We start from the raw sequence: 15,403 nt of genomic DNA, 5'->3' as shown, positions 1-15,403 counted from the left end.
AAGCCTAGTGACCCGTCCGGGGCGCCCGCGAACCAATAGGGGGTGCCGGGCCGGCGGACCGGATCGGCGACCTCGACCAATGGTCCGATTTGTCGCCGACACGCGGCCGAGCTGCCCGTTCCGCCTCCCCGACCGGTGTGCAATGAACGTCGTGACTGGCAGACGAGCGGCCCGGGACCACGACGACCGGCACACCGGGCCGGCGGTGGACGACGACGCCGGCTCCGGGGCCGGTGGATCCCGGAGCGCCGGGGTCGCGCCCCAGCCCCGGGTGGTGCCCGGCATCGACCCGGGCAGCAACGCGCGCCCGAGCCCGGCCCGCACCGGGGAACAGCGACCCACACCAGCGGGGCGGGCCGGCGCGGCGGGGCTCGCTGCGACCCCGGCCCGCCCGACACCCGCCGCGCCGGCACCCACCCCGGCCCGACCCACACCGGCGTCGCCGGTACCCAGCCCGGCCCGGCCCGCACCACCCGGCCCGGCGGCCGGCTCGGGGCCGACCGGGCATGATCCGGTGGAGGTCGTCGAGGTGGAGCCGACGACGGGGGCGCCGGTGGACGCGGTGCCCCGCCGGGTGCCGGTCCGGCAGCAGAGCCGGTGGCACCGGGGGTCCCGCCCCTCCGACGGCGACGCGCCGACCGACGACAGCGCCTTCTGGGCACCGATCGAGCAGGTGCACTGGGACGGCACCCCGGTCCGGGAGGACGCCGCGCCGGAGCGGGAGCGCGGTTCCGGGCCGGCGGGACGCCGCTCGCCGGCGCGTACCCCCCGACCGCCGGACCCGCTGCCCGGGCTGACCGTGCTGGTGCTGCTCAGTCTGGTGGTGGCCTTCTTCGCCTGGGTGAGCGCCGGCCCGTTCTGGCTCGCGGTCGGACACGCCCGCGTCGGCACGGTGCTGATCGACGACTGCACCGGCGGCGGGCTCACCCAGCGGTGCCGGGGGATCTTCACGGCCGACGACGGGCGGTTCCTGGCACACGGGGTACGGGTCAGCGGCGTACCGGACGGACGGGACGCACCCGGAACCTCGCTGCCGGCGCGGATGACCGGCCCGGACGGCGGCACCGCGTACGCCGACACCGGCGTCGGCCGGCACCTGCGCTGGCTGCCCGGCCTGCTGATGGTCATCGGCTGCGCCGCCGGCATCGCCCGATGGACCGGGTCGACCCGACTACCGGGGCGGCGACACCGTCGCTGGGCGGTGGCCGCCGCCCTCGCCGGCCCGGCGCTGATCACCCTCGGCTTCCTCGCCGCCGCCTGGTGAGCCGCCGACTCAGCGTGCTGCGGCTCGGACCGGCGAGTTTCCGTGATCGTGAGTGACCCGTGCAGGTCTCTGGTCAGAGCCCCGCGGCGGGCCGGCCGTGGGACGGCGGCCGGTGAGTGTCGCCGCTGCCGCGATGTCTCCGGCTTGTTGCGGCACAGGGGTGGAGATCCAGTTCTGCGGCCTGCCCCACGGGTGGTTCTCCCACTTGTGGGCTTCACCGACCGCCTTGGTGAGCAGGGCCAACCCCTGAATGGTGAAGCCGGCGATGCGCGCGGCGCGGTTGTCGGTGGCCGTGCCCGCGGCAATGACGCCAGCGCCCACCATCCCGAAGAAGCCACCCAGGATCTTCGGAATGTTGATCTTGTCGAGCTTGATTCCCTGGGTGAATCCGTCCGCGAAGAAACCCTTGCCGACCTCGCTGAAAAATTCACCCGCCGCAGTTGATCCGGCCATACCGGCCGAGGCCGCGGCGAAGGGAATGGGTGATCCCACGCCGGTTTCCGCCAGCTGCCTCTGCAGCTCCACGGCCCGCTTCTGCAGGATCGGGGCGGCGACGGCGAAGAAGGCGCCAGCGGCCTTCGCGTAGTCGCCGTCCGGGATCAGTTTCCAGCCGTTCTCCGACTTCCACCACTCGCCGACCCCCTTGAGGCCGAGGCCGGCGGACTGCGTGATCAAACCGCCCGCGCGTACGACATGCATGGCCTTTTGTGCGCCTACGGCGTTGGCGACGATGCCGCCGGCGATGACCACACCTGCGGCGATCTTCGGCACGTTGACCTCGTACCTGCTCGCGGCACGGCCCCACTTCCAGATCTCGTTGATCGCGTCCCCGACTGCCGTCGCGCTTGCCATGCCCACGGCACCGGCGACCGCGTCCCGGTCCTGACCAGCCGTCGACAGCAACGGCCCGGCAGTCGCGAGGGCGGCGAAAACGGCCTTCGGGACGTCACCAGCCCTGCTCCGCGCCGCTGGTACCGGCTGACGGACTTGATTCCGCTCGAGGTCATCCGCAGCGCCGCCCTGGCGCCACGCGTGCGGGGCCTCAAGGGGTTGAAGCGCCTCGGTGGCGACGGCTGACCTCGAATCGGTGGCCTGCTCCGGCGCCCGGGTCGGTACCGGGGTGGGCGTCCGCGGCGTGGCGGGAGCCGGCGGCAGGCTCACCAGCTTCGCGGGACCAGACGTGACGGCCGCAAGCTGGTGGACCATCTCGGAAGGGAACGGGGTCAGTGGTCGCGGCGGCTCCGGGGTGGACTCCCGTGACGACATGACTGCGGCAGACGCAGCGATTCCTTGGCCGTTGTTCTCGCCGATCATCCACCACACGCTAGGTACCCGGGATAAACACCCTTCGGCCTCCTGATGAACAGATCGAGACCCAGAATTCACCGCAGGATACTCGCGTCTTTCCGGACGGCCCCAGTGCCGCCGGGCTTTGCACCATCACCCAGGACCCAACGCCGTTCAGTTAGGGCGGCGGCTGGTTCGTCAAGGTTCGTCGGTGATGACGTCAATGTTGGTGGGGGCCTGTAAGTGCGACGGTCGATGTTCGGTCTGCGGGCCTGGTACGTGGAGTTCGAGCGTTTGATCATGCGGGTTCTCGTCCGGACGCGGCGTTCCGGTAGCAGGTTCACCAGGACCTGTTCGCCGATGACGCCGACCAGGTCGAGGACGGTGTGTCCGTCCACAGGTCGGTGTCCGCCGCGACCACGCGGATCGCTCGCTTGAGCAGCGGCACCACCGCACGCAACCGCTTGTTGCAGCCGGACCGCCCGGGCAGGTATGGGAACGCCCTGGGCAGATCCCCCGGGGCGAACCGCAGCCAGCGGGCTTCGGACCGCACGCCGAGCAGAGCCTGAGCCACGGCCAGGATGAGCCAGTTCCGCGTAGACAGCCATCGACCTTCACCGACGGTGCGGTTAGAAGGGTGTTGGGGCCGGTCGTCACAAAATGGCCCTCAACACCTTCGCCTATCTCCACCACCCAGGGTCGTTAGGACTTACTCGTCCAGGCCTTATCGGCGAGTCGGATTCGAGGCCGAGGCTGACGGGTCACGAGAGACATTCGTCGCCGCCGGTTTGGTGAGTGCCGATCGTGACGAGGTCGAGGGCAGTGCCGTCGACCCGAGCGCTGCCGCTTCGCCTCGGAGCAATCTCGCCGCACTTGCCAGGTGTGCCGCGCTTGCGGCAGCCAAACAGGTCCTTTCCAACTCCGCACTTTCCTCGCGTCTCGCAGCGGTCCTGGCTGCTTCGGCCAGATACCTCTTATCCAACCGCTCCTGAACTGCATTGTTCTCCTGGCGCCAGACTAGAAAATTGGGCTCGTATTCCCTCGGCACGCGCCTCACGGTCGAGTCCTCGGGGTATAACCACTCCTGCCTGAGTGGCAGCAGCTCCCGTAACACCCGCTCACGTTCCGCCTGATCACTTAACGCCTGCCGGCGGCGTGACTCCTGCTGGCGGCGCACCTCCTCCTTGTGTAACAGCACCTGCCGTAACGCCTGTACCGCCTGTTCACGTGACGCCTGTCTACGTAACGCCTGTTCCCTGGGATCCACAGTCAAAGTTCCTTCCTGTCGGGTGATACCACGTACCCGTCCAACGTGAATCCGCTCACGTCTGGTTCAGCAGTTGGCCTGAGAAGCGAACGGCTGGTCCCGGTCGGCACCCGACGCGGTTATTCCCGCACGCCAGCCGGGCCACCAGCCACGCGGCCGGCCTGATCCCGGAGGATCACGCCGGCCGCCGCACGGACCCGCGTCACGCTGGCGACGCGGGTCAGCTGTGCACGATCGTGTAGACGTCGCGGCGGCGCAGCGCGTACTCGGTGGCGACGTCGGTGATGGCGTCCCGGCGCGACCGGCCGGCCGCCTCCCGCTGGGCGACCGCCGCGCGCAGGGTGTCGTCGTCGGGGCGCTCCTGCGGGGTCACCGGCGCACCGGCCACCACCAGCGTGATCTCTCCACGCGGCTCCCCCTCGGCGGCCCAGCGGGCCAGGTCGCCGAGCGGGCGGCGGAGCACCTCCTCGTAGGTCTTGGTGAGCTCCCGGCAGAGCGCGGCGGGCCGGTCGGCGCCGAAGGTGTCGGCCAGGTCGGTGAGCGCCGCGCCGATCCGGTGCGGTGCCTCGAAGAAGACGAGGGTGCGCGCCTCGGCGGCGAGCGCCCGCAGTCGGGTCCGGCGGGCGCCGGGGGTACGAGGCAGGAAACCCTCGAAGCAGAACCGGTCGCAGGGCAGCCCGGAGACGGCCAGGGCGGTGGTCACCGCGCTGGGCCCGGGTGCCACGGTGACCGGCGCGCCGACGTCGAGCGCGGCGCGGACCAGCCGGTAGCCGGGGTCGGAGACGCTGGGCATCCCGCCGTCGGTGACCAGCGCGACCACGTATCCACCGAGGATGACCTCGACCAGCTCGGGGGTGCGGCGCTCCTCGTTGCCCTCGAAGTAGGAGACGATCCGGCCGCCGATGGTGATGTCGAGGTCGCGGGCCAGCCGGGTGAGGCGACGCGTGTCCTCGGCGGCCACCACGTCGGCGCTGGCGAGCACCTCCCGGAACCGGGTCGAGGCGTCGGCGGGGTTGCCGAGCGGGGCGCCGAGCAGGATCAGGCGTCCAGCTTCGGACATTTCACCCACGAATTCGTCTCCTTCATCGACAGCGGATACCGGTATCAGGGACGACGGGCGCCACCGGACACCTTGGCAGCCTACGATCGCCGGGTGACGAGTGCGTCGACAGCGCAGAGCCCGAGCGCCGACCCGGCAAAGATGGTCGAGGTGACGACCGACCACAGCCCCGATGCGGAGCCCACCACACCGCGTGCCGGCGGTGGCGGTGTGGCCGCCGTGGTCCGCAGACGGTTCGCCACCGTCGACGGCCGACTGGACCACTACTCGTGGCTCGCCACCGCCGTGGTGGTGGCCATCGCGGCGATCCTGCGCTTCGTCGGCCTGTCCAGCCCCACGGGCAAGATCTTCGACGAGACGTACTACGCGAAGGACGCCTACGGGCTGATCAGCCGTGGTGTCGAGTGGAACTACAAGGACAACGTCCCGTCGTACGTGGTGCACCCGCCGCTGGGCAAGTGGCTGATCGGCGTCGGCGAGTGGGCCTTCGGCTACCAGGACGCCGATTCACGGGTCACCGTCCCCGGGCACCTGTTCACCACCGCGCCGGAGTTCGGCTGGCGGTTCTCGGCCGCCGTGATCGGCACGCTGTCGGTGCTGCTGCTCGTCCGCATCGGCCGGCGGATGTTCCGTTCGACGGTGCTGGGCTGCGCGGCCGGCCTGCTGCTCGCCCTGGACGGCTTCCACCTGGTGCTGTCCCGCGCGGCGCTGCTCGACATCTTCCTGCTCTTCTTCGTGCTGGCCGCCTTCGGTGCTCTGGTGCTCGACCGGGACGCCCGGCGTCGGCGCTGGGCGCGGGCACTGGACGACGGGCTCGACCCGAGCCGGCCGGGCCGCGCCGGCCGGCCACCGGGCGGCTGGCGCACCTGGCCGTGGTGGCGGCTGGCGGCCGGGGTGCTACTCGGCTGCGCCTGCGCGGTGAAGTGGAGCGGTCTGTACTTCGTGCCGGCCTTCGCGCTGCTGGTGATCCTCTGGGAGGTCGGCGTCCGCCGTTCGGCGGGGGTCCGCCGGCCCTGGCGGGACACCCTGCTCGACGAGCTGCCTTGGCTGGTGCTGGCCGGCGTGGTCATGGTGGGCACCTATCTGGCCACCTGGTCGGGCTGGCTGCTCAGCGACGACGGCTACTACCGGCTCGCGTCGTCCTACCCGAACGCCCCGCTCAGCGACGCCCCAGTGGTCGGTCCGCTGATCAACCTGTTCGAGTACCACCGGGCGGCGTACGGCTTCCACGCCCAACTCGACGACGCGCACAAGTATCAGTCGTGGCCGTGGCAGTGGCTGCTGCTGGGTCGCCCGGTGGCGTTCCACTGGTCCGGTGACGGCGCCTGCGGCGCGCCGAGCTGCGCCTCCGAGATCCTGCTGCTCGGCACCCCGCTGCTGTGGTGGTCGTTCCTGCCCGCGCTGGTGGCGCTGGTCTGGCTGGGCGTGGCCCGCCGGGACTGGCGGGCCGGCGCGATCCTGCTCAGCGTGGCGGCGGGGCTGCTGCCCTGGTTCTGGTTCGCCCTCGACGGCCGGACGATGTTCTCGTTCTACACCGCGCCGGCGCTGCCGTTCCTGGTGCTCGCCGTGGTGTACGTGCTGGGTGCGCTGATCGCCCCGGCCGGCGGCGAGGTCGGTGAGGTGGCTCCGCTCGTGCCGGGCGACCCGGGTTACGAACGCCGGCTGGTCGGCAGCATCGCGGCCGGGGCGTACGTGCTGCTGGTGGCGCTGTGCTTCGCGTACTTCTATCCGATCTTCGTCGGCAAACTCATCCCGTACTCGGACTGGCTGGCCCGGATGTGGCTGGACGGTCGCTGGATATAGGCATCGGCAGGCGACGCGCCGCTCAGCGCGACAGAAACGGGCCCACACGCTCTGGAGCGTGTGGGCCCGTTGCACAAAGACGCGCGCCCCGATCGCCTGCCACGGGGGAAGCGGGCGATTGGGGCGCGCATGAAGAGCTTAACCACGGCGCACCACCGGCACAACGGGTCAACTTGGGTCAGATTTCCGACGGATGGCGCCCGGACCGTTAGTTGTCTTTCGGCAGTTGACCGAGGGTGAGCCACCGTGGACCCAGAGCGCGGGACGCGCCGGTCCGCGCCCTGATCGGGGCACTGGTCTCGAACCCCGCCACCCCAGTGATCATCCAAAGTGGATCTCACTACACTGCGGGCCGTGATCAACTTCAGACGATCGACGGCCGTCCTCCTCGGACTGCTGGCGACCACCGCGCTGAGCGGGCCGGCCCCGGCGGGGGCCGACGACGAGGAGCCGGTGGCCGAGCCGCCCCGGGTCGAACTGGTGCTCGACGTCAGCGGCTCGATGCGGGCCGCCGACATCGACGGGCGCAGCCGGATCTCGGTCGCGCAGCAGGCGTTCAACGAGGTGGTCGACGCACTGCCGGAGGAAACCCAGCTCGGCATCCGGGTGCTCGGCGCGACCTACCGGGGCAAGGACAAGAAGGTCGGCTGCCAGGACACACAACAGATCGTGCCGGTCGGCACGGTCGACCGGTCCGCGGCCAAGGCGGCGGTCGCGACACTGCGGCCGACCGGGTTCACACCGGTCGGGCTCGCACTGCGGTCCGCCGCGGAGGACCTGGGCACCGGCGCCACCACCCGCCGGATCGTGCTGATCACCGACGGGGAGGACACCTGCGCCCCACCGGACCCGTGCGAGGTGGCCCGGGAGCTGGCCGCCAAGGGCACCAGCCTGGTGGTCGACACGCTCGGCCTGGCGCCCGACGAGAAGGTCCGCCGGCAGCTGCTGTGCATCGCCGGCGCGACCGGCGGCACCTACACGGCCGCGCAGAGCGCCGAGGAGCTGACCGACCGGATCAAACAGCTCGTTGAGCGTGCCGGCGACACGCACACCCGCGCGCCGACCGTCGTCGGCGGTGCGAACGCCTGCGACTCGGCGCCGCTGCTCGCACCCGGCGTGTACGCCGACCGGGAGGCGTTCTCCGAGCACCGCTGGTACCGGGTGCCGGTACGCCCCGGACAGGAGCTGCGCGCGTCGGTGAGCATGGCGCTGGACCGGCCGGTGAACCGGGACTACGGCGTGCTGCTGCGGGCCACCGCCACAGACGGTCGGGAACTGGTCCGTGGCGCGGACGCCGGCAGCGGACGGGCCGACGCGCTCTCCGCCGGGCTGCGCTGGTCGGCCACCGCCGACGACGAGGACGCCGACGAGGCCGAGCAGACCTCGGCGCCGGTCGTGGAGCCCACCACCATGTGCCTGGTGGTGAGCAACTCGTTCGCCGCGCGTCCCGGCACCGCCGCGACCCCGGGCATGCCGGTGGAGCTGACCATCGACGTGGTCGCCGCCGCACCCGCACCGAACGGGCCGGACCTCGGCCGGGGCTGGGTGCTGCTCGCCCTGCTCACCGTGGCCGGACTGCTCACCGGCCTGCTTGCCGGCCTGCTCACCCGCTGGTGGGTCGCCACCTGGAGGGAGAACTGATGCGTACCGCACTGCTCCGGACGCTGGCCGCGCTGTTCGCCGCCGGTGGGTCCGCACTGCTGCCCGCGGCGGCCGTCGCCGCACCGACGCCCTCGCCGGGCGCCACGCCGGTGAACCGGGCCGGCACCTCGTTCCTCACCGCCACCCCGATCACCGCCGGGCAGCCGGTACGGGTGGACGCCTCGGTCGGCGACCACCTCTACTGGTCGTTCCCGGCGACGGCCGGCCAGGTGCACGAGATCAACGCCACCGTCACCTTCCCGAAGGCACGCGGCGGCGCCTCCACCTGGACCGTCGACGTGTTCGACGGACTGCGCCGGCGTCAGGCGTGCACCGCCGGGGCGCAGACCCCGACCGTGGACGCGCAGGCGTCGAGCGTGACGCTGGGCTGCACGCTGCGCGAGGTGCGGCCGTGGGCCGAGCCTTGGTCGGGCGACCCGCTGCCCGGCACGTACGTCATCCGGCTCTCCGTGATCGACCTGCCGGAGCCGGACCTGGGCGCGCCGATCGACGTGGACCTGCTGGTCGGCACCGTCGCCGACCGGGGCGCCTCGGCCGACGACGGTGAGTTGGCCGCACCCCTGGTGCCCAACACCAAGGCGGGCACGGTGCTCAACGCCGTACCCCCGGTGGACGCTGAGGCCGACGAGGACAGTGACTGGCCGACGGACTGGCTGCCGGATCTCGGCTCGCGCTGGATCTGGACCGGCGTCGGCGGCGTGCTCGCCGCCGTGGCCGGCGTGGTCGGCTTCGCCCTGACCCGGCGGCCCCGGCGGGTCTGAACCGACCCGCCCCGCCCGGTGGCCCCGCCCGACGGCGGGGCCACCGGCGTGTTCAGACCCGTCGGGAGCCGCGTGGCAGCCAGCCGATGAACCGATCCTGCAGCGACATCACCGGGGCGGCACGCAGATCCTCCGTGGCGGCGGCGAGACACGAGCCCAGATAGACGCTGAGCATCGCCCGGTCGCCGCCGTACTCCGCCAGCAGCCGACCACGCTTCGTCGCGCACGGCCACTCGTCCCCGCAGGAGCCGCAGCTCCAGCCGGGGGTCGTCGGGGCGTGGTCGTCAACCCGTCCCCCCGGCGATCGGGCACCATCGGTCATCGCAGGTCCTCTCCAGACGTATACGGGGCTAGCCAGATGTTGATGGTGGTCCCCCCGGAGCCATCAGGAGAGCGCGACACGTCCCTCCGGTGTTACATCTTTGCGGTAGCTTCTCCCGTCGTGGGAGTCGGAAATTTGACGATCGGCCGGACGCCTCCTTCCTACCCGTCAGTAGGTGGCGACCGTGCGTGACCTTTTGCCGCCGACGGTCGCCGTGGCGGTCGCCGGCCCCGACGACTGGGCCGGGGAACTGCTCGCCGCCGAACAGGCGTGCCTCGGCGAGCAGGCGGTACAGACCCGCCGACGGGACTTCACGGCCGGGCGGGTCTGCGCCCGGCGGGCCATGGCCAGCCTCGGCCTACCGCCGACGGCCGTCCCGGCCGCCGCCGACCGCGCGCCCGTCTGGCCGGCCGGGATGATCGGCAGCATCACCCACACCACCGGCTACTGCGCCGCCGCCGCGGCGCGCCGCACCGACATCCGGTCCGTCGGGATGGACGCCGAGCAACACCGCGAGATCAACGCCGGAGTACGACGACTCGTGCTGCTGCCCGAGGAGGAGGAGACGTGCGCGCGGCTGCCCGCCGGCATCTCCTGGCCGGTCGTGCTGTTCAGTGCCAAGGAGACCGTCTACAAGGTTTGGTACCCGGTCGTCGGCAGCTGGCTGGACTTCCACGACGCCCGGCTGGAGGTGGATCCCGACGCCGGCACGTTCACGGCTCGGATCGCTCCGGCCCGGCTGGACGCGGCCGACGTCGCCGATCCGCCGTCCACGATCAGCGGTCGCTTCGTGGTCGCCGAGGGGCTGATCCGTACCGCGGCCGTCCTTCCGCTGCGCTGACGTTCCCACCGTCCACCCTGGTGGATCCCGCCGGGGGTGGACGCGATCCGGCGCGACGACAGGAGGGTGGGCGACGCACGGTAACGTCGGCGGGTTCCCGAACCGCACGTACCGAGGCGTCAAGGAGTACGGTGACCCACCCCCAGCCCCCCGTCGGGCCGCAGGACCGCCAGCAGCCGAACCCGGAACCGCCGACGCAGCCGAACCCGGCGACACCGCAGCCGCCGGTGTCCGCGCCTCCGGCCTCCGCGCCTCCGGCCTCCGCGCCTCCGGTCTCCGCGCCTCCGGTCTCCGCGCCTCCGGTCCCGGGGTCGCCGGTGACGGCCGTACCGAGCCAGTGGGCGCCGCAGACCGTGCCACCGCCGCCGTACGCCAGCACGGCACCACCCGACCAGGCGTGGCCGCAGCCCCCGTTCTCCGGTGGCGCGTACCCGGCAGCCGGCGGGCCGGGCTATCCGCTCACGATGCCGCCGCCCGTCCAGCCGAAGAGTTCCAAGAGGACCGTCGTGGCCGTCGCGGTCACGGCTGCCGTACTCACCCTGCTCTGCTGCGCCGGCGGCATCGTCGCGGTGGTGATCGGCGCGAACCGGGCCGCGAACGAGGTGACCGACGCGCTGCCCACGCCGGGTGTCACCCGGGGTGTCGGGCGGCCGCCGGCCGCCGCGCCGAAGTCGACCCCACGCTCGGCAAACGGCGACACCCGGAACATGTCCGCCGGCGACACCCTGGTCATCGATGGTGACGACGGCACCGTCGAGATCACCGTGACGAAGTTCAGCACCGCGACCAAGCCCTGCAAGTCGTACGGTCTCAAGCCGGACGAGGGCATGTACGTGATCGCCGACGTGACGGTGACCGTGACCAAGGGCACCGCAGCGACGAACCCGCTCTCCTTCCAGTGGGTCGCCGCGGACGGCACCGAGACGAACGCGATCGGCGGAGCGTTCTCCGGCTGCGGCAAACCGATGCCCGCCGGCAACGACCTGACCGCCGGCACCCGGCAGACCGGCAGCGTCGTGTTCGACGTCCACGACACCTCGGGGGTGCTGGAGTACCAGCACCAGTTCGAGACCGCCGGTTCCTGGAAGCCGTGACCCCAGGCGTGGGGCCGACCCCTGGCGGGCCGGCCCCACGCCGTTGGTGAGTCGGGTCAGCAGCCCGTCCAGCGGACCGGGGTGACCCGGTCGCCGTTGCGGAAGCCCACGATGGTGCCCGTGTCGGAGATCGAACGCGCACCGATGGTCACCCGGTCACCGCCACCCGGCAGGACGCGGGACGTCGCGCCACGAACCACCCGGTCGCCGCCCACGACCACGCCCTTGTTGTTGACGTCCGTCACCCATTCCAGCCGCGGGTCGAGTGCCGTGTAGGAGCCGTCCCGAAGGTCCCACCGCACGTCCACCGGGCCGCCCTCGCCGCCCAGATCCGCCTGGCCGACGGCCCAGTGCCCCGCCGCCGCGACGGCCACCGTCGTGCGGGCACCCGGCGCGCCGAGTGCCTCGATCCGGCCGCCCGGCCGACGGACCCAGGCGGACCAGCTACCCCACTCGCCGGCGTTGCCCACGATGGTGCCGTTCGCGGTGATCGCCACCGGTGCGGCACCGGCCGGGGCGTCGAGCACCTCGACGGTAGCCGGCCGGGCGGCCGGCCAACGCAACGCGAAATACTCCCCGGTCGCGCTGTTCGAGCCGTGACCGACGATGTCGCCGGCCTTGTTGATGGCCGTGACGAAGATGCCGTCGGACGGCACCACCGGCAGCTGCTCGAACCGGCCGTCGCGGTACCTCCACGGCTGGCCGATGCCGTTGACCCAGCCGTTGCCGACGACGACGCCGTACGCGTTGACGTCGACGACGTCGCCGTCGGTCGGCGACTCGACGGTCGTGAGCTGGTCCCGGTCCCAGACCAGCAGCAGTGGCTGGTTGCCGCTGTCACTGACCCGCAGGGCGGAACCGGCGACGAAGCGTCCGGTCGGGTCGACGGCGTTCGCGTCGGCACGGTACGTGTCGGCCGGGTACGGCAGCGGGCTGATCGTGCAGGCGCCGACGGGTCCGGCGGTCGCGGCGGTCGCCGTGCCGGAGACGGCGAGGCCGAGCGAGGTGGCGAGCAGTCCGGCGGCGACGCCACCGAGGATCCTGCGTCGAGCGGTACGAGTCATTTCTACTCCCCGTGTGTGCCCGGATACTCCGGGCGTCGAAGTGGTATCCGATACACACGCCGAGCACGGCCGATGGTTGCCATGGATCGGATGAGAGACACAGTCGACGCGCCGGACCTTCGGTCTGTTATGGACGGCCGGGGTGTCACCGAGGGCGGCGTGGGCGCCCTCCGGGCAGGGCTGATGCCCCGGGGGCCGTTCGGGCGATGCGGCCGACAACGAAGGGGACGAGTATCAGCCATGTCGAACACTGTCAATACCTTTCGGGGGCCCGGATGAACAGGGACCAGGACAACACCGTCGACCGCCGCCGTCTGCTGCGGCGGGCCGGAACCGTCGCCGCCGGGCTGGCCGGCGCCGGCGTGACCGCCGCGGCGACCGCCGCCTCGGCCGAGGCCGACCCGGGCGATCCCGTGCTCCAGGGTGCGGACAACGACGCCGGCAGCGCCACCACGCTCCGCAGTTCCTCCGACACCGCCACCCTGCGGCTGGCGAACGCCAAGGTGACCACCGGCCCCAACGGCAAGGCGCTGACCGCACCCACCCTGCGCCTGGCACCCAACGGGACCGGGCTCTCCGCCCAGGCCGAAATCGGCTCGATCGGCATGGACACCACCGGCACCATCTGGGCGGCCTCCGGCAACTACCGCCACTACGGCTTCGTGGACCGGGTCCACACCAGCGCCAACTCCAACCGGATCGTGCCGGTCATACCGCAACGGGTCCTCGACACCCGCACGCCACAGGGGCGCGTCAACATCCACGATCCCGGCGGCCTGGCCGCCCCGGGCGACCTGGACAGCACGGGCCGACTGCTGGGCGGTCGGACGATCGAGGTCACCCTCGCGGGCTACGTCTTCATCGCCGACGCGGTGTTCGGCAACGTGACGGTCACCGGTTCGGTCGCGGGCAGCTTCCTGCAGATCTTCCCGGCCGGCCTGCCGCGCCCGACGTCGTTCTCGACGATCAATTTCGAGACCAACCAGACCGTGTCGAACGCGTTCATGTCCGGCGTCAACTGGAGCACCGACCGCATCTCCATCTACGCCGCGCGGACCACCCACGTGATCATCGACGTAGTCGCCTTCGTGATCGGGTTCGGCGAGGTCTACCCGCAGATCCTGCTGCCGCATGAGGGATGGACCCCGCAGGCGACGAGTCAGGCGGAGGTGGCACGGCAGCGCCGGCCGAGCTGGGAGCAGGACGACTAGCCGGACGGAGGGCTACCGCGCCCACGACTCCTCGGCGGTGACGACCGGCTGACCGGTGCGTACCGACTCCTCGATGGCGAGGCTGATCAGGTGATCCTGGCAGGCTTCGGCCAGCGGGTAGGGTGCCGGACCCTCCTCCCGCGCCCAGGCGCCGGTACGCGCCATGATGTCGGCCACCGCGAGGTCGTCGTCGGACAATCCACTGCCGACGAACGGATTGCGGTAGACCACCCGGCCGTCGAAGCTGATGTGCTTCAGGTCGAGCCCTTCCAGGTTCAGGTCCAGACCGGTCTGCCGCCGCACCAGGGCGGACTCCACCGGTGTGGTCGGGTCGACCAGACGGACGACCCGGTCGTCCACCAGTTCGCCGAGTGACCCCCGGACCACCAGCCGACGGGTACGCAGCGGATTCCACCACTGGTTGTCGGTGAAGTCGTAGAGCCCCATCCGCCCACCGAAGTCGATCGTCGCGAGGGTGGTGGTGAGCTGCTGCGGGGTGGCGTCACCGCTCCAGCCGTCCGGCGACAACGGGTTGGCCAGCGGCGCGACGAACGCCCGTGCGTTGACCTCGGCGGTGTCGTACCCGACGCCGAGCAGACCACGGATCAGCGATACCGCGTGATACAGGTGCGTCGACGACAGCTGGACGGAGGTCGGCTCGCCGAGCACCCCGGCGCGGATCACCTCCAGGCGGGCCGCATGCCCGGGCATCAGCAGGTACTGCTCGGCCACCTGCACCAGGCCGCTGCCGCCGACGTCGGACCAGAGCGACCGCAGCCCCGCCACATCGGGCGCGGGTGGTGTCTCGGCGAGCACCGGCACGCCGGCCGCGACCAGCTCACGGGTCGCGTCGGGCGTCACCGACCAGGGCACCGACACGATGACGAAGTCCGGCCGCTCGTGGGCGAGAAGGTCGGCCGTCGTACGGAACGTTCGCACACCCCACCGGGCCGTCACGGCGTCACCGCGCGATCCGGTACGCGTGACCACGCCGGTCGCGCGGAACCGCTCCGGCAACAGCCCCGCCAGGCGGAGGAAGAACTCACCCCGCCAGCCACTGCCGACGAGGCCGAACCGGGTCTGGGTGGCGGCTGTCATCCGGGCTCCTCACGTCGAGATCCGGATGCTAGCCGTTTCTCCTCGCTAGACGAGTTGTTCCGAATTCCGGTCAGTGGTCGTAGGCGATCAGTGACCGGGTGACGGGTGCGCTGGTCTTGTTGTTGTGCCAGATCGCGGCGGCCATGGCGAGGAGGCGTTGGGCGACGCGTACGGCGACGCCGGTGAAGGTTCGTCCGCCGTGTTGTTCCAGGTCAAGCTGGCCTTTGAGGGTGTCGTTGACGGATTCGATCAGCTGTCGGACCTTCTTGAGCATCGGTTCGCCGTAGCGGGTCTTCTCCTTCTTGCGCGATGGTCGGAGCAGTTCGATGCCCTGTTCGGCCAGCTGCCGCTCGAACGGCTTGGAGGCGAAGCCTTTGTCACTGATCAGCAGGATCCCGTCGCCTGCGTTCCGCAGCAACTGAGCGGTCCTGTGACACAAAAGTGGCCCCTGACCTGCACGGACGTGGTCTCGCATAGGCGGTAGGGCGTGTCACTAGGCGGATGCGTTTCCGCAGGTCAGCGCGGGTGGCCGTGTCACCAGGACAGGGACTCAAAGCAGTCGAGATGCAGGGTTCAAACCGGGAGGTAACAACCCATCCGGCGTGTCGTTGTCTTGATGGTCGATACCGTGTCGCTATGGTCTGCGCGCCCGAACGGTGTCGCGTACCG

14 protein-coding genes are annotated in these 15,403 nt (G+C 71.4%); 7 read left to right on the top strand and 7 right to left on the bottom strand.

What is annotated here, in order from left to right; translation table 11 throughout:
* Nucleotides 1-151: 151 nt before the first annotated feature.
* Entirely contained in the window at nt 152-1,264 is a 1,113-nt protein-coding gene (locus AB0H52_RS05085) for a hypothetical protein (RefSeq protein ID WP_357945360.1), read from the top strand.
* 9 nt (nt 1,265-1,273) lie between these two features.
* Here the strand turns inward: AB0H52_RS05085 and AB0H52_RS05080 are convergent, their stop codons facing one another.
* The 3 genes from AB0H52_RS05080 to rsmI all read right to left on the bottom strand — a co-directional run bounded on the left by AB0H52_RS05080 (nt 1,274) and on the right by rsmI (nt 4,887).
* On the bottom strand, nt 1,274-2,578 hold the full coding sequence (locus AB0H52_RS05080; protein WP_151491183.1) for a hypothetical protein: 1,305 nt from the start codon (nt 2,576-2,578) through the stop codon (nt 1,274-1,276).
* A gap of 313 nt (nt 2,579-2,891) precedes the next feature.
* Entirely contained in the window at nt 2,892-3,125 is a 234-nt protein-coding gene (locus AB0H52_RS05075; protein WP_357945357.1) for a hypothetical protein, read from the bottom strand.
* A 913-nt stretch (nt 3,126-4,038) separates the two neighbouring features.
* On the bottom strand, nt 4,039-4,887 hold the full coding sequence (gene rsmI, locus AB0H52_RS05070; protein ID WP_151491182.1) for a 16S rRNA (cytidine(1402)-2'-O)-methyltransferase: 849 nt from the start codon (nt 4,885-4,887) through the stop codon (nt 4,039-4,041).
* 132 nt (nt 4,888-5,019) lie between these two features.
* Between rsmI and AB0H52_RS05065 the strand changes: the two genes are divergently transcribed.
* From AB0H52_RS05065 to AB0H52_RS05055, 3 genes are all read left to right on the top strand, one after another.
* On the top strand, nt 5,020-6,681 hold the full coding sequence (locus AB0H52_RS05065; protein WP_225854625.1) for a phospholipid carrier-dependent glycosyltransferase: 1,662 nt from the start codon (nt 5,020-5,022) through the stop codon (nt 6,679-6,681).
* A 354-nt stretch (nt 6,682-7,035) separates the two neighbouring features.
* Nucleotides 7,036-8,322 (top strand): VWA domain-containing protein, encoded by a 1,287-nt coding sequence (locus AB0H52_RS05060; protein ID WP_357945354.1) that lies wholly within the window; start codon nt 7,036-7,038, stop codon nt 8,320-8,322.
* Nucleotides 8,322-9,104 (top strand): peptidase, encoded by a 783-nt coding sequence (locus tag AB0H52_RS05055; RefSeq protein WP_151491179.1) that lies wholly within the window; start codon nt 8,322-8,324, stop codon nt 9,102-9,104. The genes AB0H52_RS05060 and AB0H52_RS05055 overlap by 1 nt, the downstream gene beginning before the upstream one ends.
* Nucleotides 9,105-9,156: 52 nt before the next feature.
* Here AB0H52_RS05055 and AB0H52_RS05050 read toward each other — a convergent pair whose 3' ends face one another.
* The gene (locus AB0H52_RS05050; protein WP_151491178.1) at nt 9,157-9,426 is read right to left on the bottom strand and encodes a hypothetical protein; all 270 of its coding nucleotides are present in this window, start codon (nt 9,424-9,426) and stop codon (nt 9,157-9,159) included.
* Between the two features lie 184 nt (nt 9,427-9,610).
* Between AB0H52_RS05050 and AB0H52_RS05045 the strand changes: the two genes are divergently transcribed.
* Together AB0H52_RS05045 and AB0H52_RS05040 are read left to right on the top strand one after the other, a co-directional pair.
* Nucleotides 9,611-10,267, top strand: a complete 657-nt coding sequence (locus tag AB0H52_RS05045) for a 4'-phosphopantetheinyl transferase superfamily protein (RefSeq protein WP_151491177.1) — start codon at nt 9,611-9,613, stop codon at nt 10,265-10,267.
* A gap of 317 nt (nt 10,268-10,584) precedes the next feature.
* Nucleotides 10,585-11,361 carry a DUF4352 domain-containing protein gene (locus AB0H52_RS05040; RefSeq protein ID WP_357945350.1) on the top strand — a complete coding sequence of 259 codons (777 nt, stop codon included), beginning with the start codon at nt 10,585-10,587 and terminating at the stop codon, nt 11,359-11,361.
* Nucleotides 11,362-11,417: 56 nt separating this feature from the next.
* On the opposite strand, the gene AB0H52_RS05035 is transcribed toward AB0H52_RS05040, so the two are convergent.
* Nucleotides 11,418-12,425: a hypothetical protein gene (locus AB0H52_RS05035; protein WP_151491175.1), complete on the bottom strand. Its 1,008-nt coding sequence runs from the start codon at nt 12,423-12,425 to the stop codon at nt 11,418-11,420.
* 275 nt (nt 12,426-12,700) lie between these two features.
* On the opposite strand from AB0H52_RS05035, the gene AB0H52_RS05030 reads away from it, so the two are divergent.
* Nucleotides 12,701-13,636, top strand: a complete 936-nt coding sequence (locus AB0H52_RS05030; protein WP_151491174.1) for a hypothetical protein — start codon at nt 12,701-12,703, stop codon at nt 13,634-13,636.
* A gap of 12 nt (nt 13,637-13,648) precedes the next feature.
* Here the strand turns inward: AB0H52_RS05030 and AB0H52_RS05025 are convergent, their stop codons facing one another.
* Both AB0H52_RS05025 and AB0H52_RS05020 read right to left on the bottom strand, forming a co-directional pair.
* The gene (locus AB0H52_RS05025) at nt 13,649-14,734 is read right to left on the bottom strand and encodes a Gfo/Idh/MocA family oxidoreductase (RefSeq protein ID WP_151491173.1); all 1,086 of its coding nucleotides are present in this window, start codon (nt 14,732-14,734) and stop codon (nt 13,649-13,651) included.
* Nucleotides 14,735-14,804: 70 nt separating this feature from the next.
* Nucleotides 14,805-15,209, bottom strand: a complete 405-nt coding sequence (locus AB0H52_RS05020; RefSeq protein WP_357945346.1) for a transposase — start codon at nt 15,207-15,209, stop codon at nt 14,805-14,807.
* Nucleotides 15,210-15,403 lie beyond the last annotated feature (194 nt).

Source organism: Micromonospora sp. NPDC050695, assembly GCF_040654415.1.
Classification (GTDB): Bacteria; Actinomycetota; Actinomycetes; order Mycobacteriales; family Micromonosporaceae; genus Micromonospora.
Note: the sequence above shows the minus strand (reverse complement) of the source record. Positions and strands in the feature narration are given on the sequence as shown.